This window comes from Mesorhizobium sp. M2A.F.Ca.ET.037.01.1.1, assembly GCF_003998075.1.
In the GTDB taxonomy this organism is placed as follows: Bacteria; Pseudomonadota; Alphaproteobacteria; order Rhizobiales; family Rhizobiaceae; genus Mesorhizobium.
Window position 1 is genome coordinate 1 of sequence record NZ_RZSA01000953.1, and the last position, 2,470, is coordinate 2,470.

Consider the following 2,470-nt stretch of genomic DNA (forward strand, 5'->3'; position numbering starts at 1 on the left):
ATACCTATACTGGTTCCTTCGACACCGCCGGCCGCACCATGATGGGCCTGCTGCCGAAGGACATCCACGCCGTTGCCGACGGCCTGTCGCAGGCCCCGCTCGGTGTCGGCGCCAATTGCGGCGTCGGCGCTTCCGATATCCTCGCTTCGCTGCTCGACATGACCGAGGCGAAGCCGGAGGCGACCGTGATCGTCAAGGGCAATTGCGGCATTCCGGAATTCCGCGGCAGTGAAATTCACTATTCAGGCACGCCGGAGCTGATGTCCGATTATGTGCGGCTGGCGGTCGATGCCGGCGCCAAGATCGTCGGCGGCTGCTGCGGCACCTCCTTCGCCCACCTTGCCGCCATGCGCAAGGCGCTCGACGGCCACACCAAGGCCGAGCGCCCGACCGTCGCGACGATCGTCGAGCGCATCGGTCCGATGCGCAACAAGACCGCAAGCGCCGGGGACAGCGGCGAAGGCAGGCGCGAACGCAGGCGCAGCCGCGCCTGACGGGCCTGTCTATTTGCTGTTTTCGGCGTAGCGCGACAGCGCGGTGTTGAAATCGACGACGTTCTCGGAATTCATTGTCGCCAGCGCGCCCGACGCGCCCGGATCGCTGATCTGTTCCAGCATGACGCGAAAACGGTCGTTGTTGAGCGCCGAAAGCGCCGTGTTGCGGGCGGCATCGACATCGCTTCGAATTCGCGCCGAATCAGCCGAAGCCGCTGACGACCCCCGCACCGGCGCATTGGCCGCCGTCGCGTTCGCATTGCCGATTGTCGTGATATGCACTGCTCGTCCCTCAAATCTATCAGCACTGACTAACAGACGCTGATTGCAATGATGTTCCGGAAAAGCCGCGCAATTTAACGATTGCAAAAAAGGCCGACGGGACAATGCATGTCGCCCAGAAGTGTGCAGCGGTTCTGGGGCAACGACATGCATCAAAAAAACCTAAGCGCGTCGCACCCGCGACGCGCTTAGTCCCGCCGGCCTTCGTTCAATTCGCAACGCCCTATTTATTACCGTCCAGCGATGAGGCCAGGCGCACCAGCGACAGGAACTCCGCCCTGTAGCCGAACGGATCGGCGCCGCGCGCGGCGTCGGCGATCTCGGCGATGCGGTCATAGCCGAAATTCGCCGTCTGGTCCTCGTCGCGCAGCTTCTGCCCGAAGGCCGCGACGGCCACCGAGAAGCGCTGGTCGGCGCCGGCCGCGTCGAAGGACGAGACCTCATTGGCGGCGGTCACCGGCGTGGTGATCAGCTTCGAGACATTCTCGCTCGGCAGCTTGTAGCGGATCTTGACGAAGGCATATTCGTCGGCATTGGCGACGCCGCCATTGTCGACCTTGGCCTGGCCGTAGCGCAGCGGATCGACCTGCTCGCCGCCGCTCCCTTTCGGCGTGATTTCATAGACCGCCGTCACCGAATGGCCCGAACCGATATCGCCGGCATCGACGCGGTCATTGTTGAAATCCTCGCGGTTGAGGGCTCGGGTCTCATAACCGATGAGACGGTATTCGGAGACCTTGGCCGGATTGAACTCGACCTGGATCTTGACGTCCTTGGCGATGGTGAACAGCGTCGAGGAGGCATCCTCGACCAGCACCTTCTCGGCTTCGGCCAAAGTGTCGATATAGGCGGCCGTGCCGTTGCCGTTCTGGGCAATGGTCTGCATCATCTGGTCGTTGAGATTGCCGCGCCCGAAACCGAACACCGAGAGGAAGACGCCGGTCTTGCGCTCCTTCTCGATCGTTTGCTTGAGATCGTCGTCATCGGTCTGGCCGACATTGAAGTCGCCGTCGGTGGCGAGCATCACGCGGTTGACGCCGTCCTTGACGAAGGATTGCTGCGCAAGCTTGTAGGCTTCGCGGATGCCTTCCTCACCGGCCGTCGATCCGCCGGGCTCGAGATTATCGATGGCCGCAAGGATTTTCTGCTTTTCCGCCGCCTTGGTCGGCATCAGCACCGTGCCGGCATTGCCGGCATAGGTGACGATCGAGACGGTGTCGTCGGGCTTGAGCTTGCTGACCAGCAGGCGAAAGGCGGATTTGAGCAGCGGCAGCTTGTCCGGCTCGTCCATCGAGCCCGACACATCGATCAGGAAGACGAGGTTGGCCTTGGGCTGCTCGGCCGGCTTCACGTCGAAACCCTTGATCGCGACATGCATGAGCTTGGTGTGCTCGTTCCACGGCGTCGGCATGACGGTGACTGTCGAGTTAAACGGCGTCGCGGCCGAATCCGGACCCTTCCAGTCGTAGGGGAAGTAATTGATCATTTCCTCGACCCGGACGGTGTCCGGATCAGGCAGGCTGCCTTCCTTCAGGGAGCGCCGCACGAAGGAATAGGAAGCCGTGTCGACATCGATCGAGAAGGTCGAGACCGGGTCCTGCGCCGTTTCATGCACCGGATTGGTCTTGAAAGTCTCGATGCGGTCGCGGTTTTCCTCCTGCGGCTGCATCTGGTCAGCCGGCATGGGCGCGGGC

3 protein-coding genes are annotated in these 2,470 nt (G+C 62.5%); 1 reads left to right on the forward strand and 2 read right to left on the reverse strand.

The genetic code is table 11. The features are described 5' to 3' along the window. A partial coding sequence (locus EOA27_RS31830; protein WP_189562183.1) for a homocysteine S-methyltransferase family protein occupies window positions 1-494 on the forward strand: 494 nt, incomplete at its 5' end. Window positions 495-503: 9 nt separating this feature from the next. Here the strand turns inward: EOA27_RS31830 and EOA27_RS31835 are convergent. Further along, window positions 504-776, reverse strand: a complete 273-nt coding sequence (locus tag EOA27_RS31835) for a hypothetical protein (protein ID WP_245463328.1) — start codon at window positions 774-776, stop codon at window positions 504-506. 223 nt (window positions 777-999) lie between these two features. Beyond that, window positions 1,000-2,470: VWA domain-containing protein (locus EOA27_RS31840; RefSeq protein WP_145970667.1), on the reverse strand; the 1,471-nt coding region annotated here is incomplete at its 5' end.